The sequence below is a fragment of the Synechococcus sp. R55.7 genome, from assembly GCF_047461955.1.
Classification (GTDB): Bacteria; Cyanobacteriota; Cyanobacteriia; order Thermostichales; family Thermostichaceae; genus Thermostichus.
Genome location: NZ_JANSIC010000111.1, coordinates 3,367 through 6,225 on the forward strand (window position 1 = coordinate 3,367; position 2,859 = coordinate 6,225).

At 59.7% G+C, this 2,859-nt stretch carries 1 protein-coding gene; it reads left to right on the forward strand.

All coding sequences use genetic code 11. The features are described 5' to 3' along the window. On the forward strand, nt 1–2,859 hold a 2,859-nt coding region (locus NW820_RS07435; protein WP_414407125.1), incomplete at both ends, for a PAS domain S-box protein.

Consider the following 2,859-nt stretch of genomic DNA (forward strand, 5'->3'; position numbering starts at 1 on the left):
CGACTTTGTCTTTGTGGATGTCAACGCCAAGGGGGAAGAGCTCATTTCCCTCCAGCGCCGGCAGATCATCGGCCAGCGGCTGTGCGAGCTGCTGCCCATCAACCGCTGGGGGGGCTTTTTTGAGAAATACAAGCGAGTGGTGGAAACCGGCATTCCTCTGGAAGAGGAGTTCCCCATTTCGGGGCAGCCGGGCTTGAAGGCCAGTTGGATCCATCACCAAGTGGTGCCGGTGGGAGACGGGATCCTCATCACCAGCCGCGACATCAGCGAGCGGGTCAAGATGGAGCGGGCTCTACAGGAAAGCGAGTCTCGCTACCGCGCCCTCTACGAGGCCATTCCCGACTTGATTTTTGAGCTCAGCGCCGAGGGAGTCATTCTTCATTGCAAGCCTTCCCCTTACGTTCCCACCCGACATCCGCCTGAGTTTTACGTGGGTCGCCGCGCCCAAGACGTGTTTACTGGCTCGCTGAAAGAGCAGTATCCATCTCTGGCGGAGGGGGCCTTGGTCAGCCAGACGCCGCAGTACCTAGAGTACGAAGTTGAGATTGAGCCGGGGATCCGCTGCTATCGGAGAGCCTGCGTTGTCGCTCACGGGAGAGACAAAGTTTACATCCTGGTGCGAGATATCACCGAGCGGAAACAGGCGGAGTTGGCCCTTAGAGAAATGGAAGCCACCCAGCGGGCCATTCTCCAAGCCATCCCCGACCTTATTGTTCGCCTGAATCGCCAGGGCATCTGCCTGAGTTTTATTTCCGGCGGCGATGTCCATCTTGACTGCCCAGCAGAGCGCCACTTAGGTCGATCCCTCCAGGAGATTCTGCCGCTGGAGCTGGCAGAGCAGCGGCTTTTCTATGTTCAGCAGGCTCTGGCCACCCAAACCCAACAGCGCTACGAGTACAGCATTGAAGTCCGAGGGGAGGTACGCCACGAAGAAGCCCGCATTGTGCCTCTGAACAGCCAGGAAGTCCTGGTGATCGTGCGGGATATTACAGAAGCCAAGCAGGCAGAGCTGGCCTTGAAAGCCGCTGAACAGGTGCAGCGAGCCATTCTAGAAGCCATTCCCGACTTGATCTTCCGCCTGGATAGCCAGGGCATTTGCTTGAGCTTTGTCTGGGGGGGCGAGGTTGTTCCCTATAGCTCACCCGACACCTACGTGGGCCGATCCCTGCAGGAGCTTTTGCCACCGGAGTTGGCCGAGCGGCGGCTTTTCTTTGTTCAGCAGGCTATAGCTACCCAGACGCGGCAGCGCTACGACCAAAGCATCGAGATTGAAGGGGAGACCCGCCACGAAGAGGTGCGCATTGTGCCCCTCAACCCCCAAGAGGTGGTGGTGATCGTCCGCGATGTTACCGACAGGGTGCGATCCCAGCAGGCCGTCCAGGAAAGCGAGCAGAAGTTCCGGGCTCTGTTTGAGAATGCCGCTGTGGCCATCCTCATCCGCCATGCAGAGACGAGCGAGATCCTGGAGGCCAACTCCCAAGCCATTTCGGCCTATGGCTTCTCCAGCCTGGAGGAGCTGCGGGCCTTCGACGCTTCCGAGCAGTCTCCCTATCGCCAGGCTCTTCGGGGCGGGGAGTTCTCGCTGCAGTCCTACTTGGAGCAAGCCCGCCAGCAGGGATCCGCCCGCTTTGAGTGGCAATGGCAGCGGCAGGATGGCCGAGTTGTCTGGGAAGACGTGTTTGTGCAGCCCCTTGTCTTGCGCGGGATCCCGTGTTGGGTGTTTACCGCGGTGGACATCACTGCCCGCAAGTCGGCAGAAGCGGAGCTGGAGCAGTTTTTCTCGGTAGCTCTGGATTTGCTTTGCATTGCCGATGCCCAAGGGTACTTTCGCCGTCTCAACCGCGCCTGGGAGACTACGCTGGGCTATTCCCTGCAGGAGCTGCAGAGCCGACCCTTTTTGGAGTGGGTTCATCCGGAAGACCTCCCCGCCACGCAGGCGGCCATGCAGCAGCTTGTCGAAGAGAAACGGCTGGATCACTTCGTCAACCGCTACCGCACCCAGGACGGCAGCTATCGTTTCATCGAGTGGCGAGCCTCTTTGGCCGGATCCCTGTTCTACGCCGCCGGACGGGATATCACCGTAGCCAAGCTGGCAGAAGAGCAGATGAAAGCAGCCAAGGAAGCTGCCGAAGCCGCCAGCCGGGCCAAGAGCGAGTTCCTGGCCACCATCAGCCACGAGATCCGCACCCCCATCAACGCCATTTTGGGGATGACCAGTCTACTCCTGGACACCTCCTTGGATCCGCAGCAGCAGGATTGGGTACAGACCATCCGCTATGGAGGCGAGGTGCTGCTGAACCTAATCAACGACATCCTCGATTTCTCCAAGATCGAGTCCCAGAAGCTGGAACTGGAGGAAATGCCTTTTTCCTTGCTGCAGTTGGTGGAGGAGCTGCTGGATCTGATGGCAGCCCAAGCCCAGAGCAAGGATCTGGAACTGGTGGCTTGGGTGGATCCCAACCTGCCGCCAACCTTGATAGGGGATCCCAACCGGCTGCGCCAAATCCTGGCCAATCTGCTCAGCAACGCCATCAAGTTCACCCCCCAGGGAGAGGTGGTGGTGACCGTCGAGGCCGGGGAGAGGGATCCCGAAAAGCAATGGGTCAACGTTCAGGTGCGGGATACAGGCATTGGCATTCCCCCGGAAAAATTGGATCGCCTCTTCAAGCCCTTCAGCCAGGTGGATAGCTCCATCAGCCGCCAGTTTGGGGGCACCGGCCTGGGCTTGGCCATCAGCCAGCGTCTCTGCCAGCTCATGGGGGGAGCAATCGGGGTGGAAAGTCAGCCAGGCCAGGGATCCACTTTTCGCTTTCGCATCCCCCTAAAGAGGCCAGACCAGGAGCTGTTGCCAACCGCCGC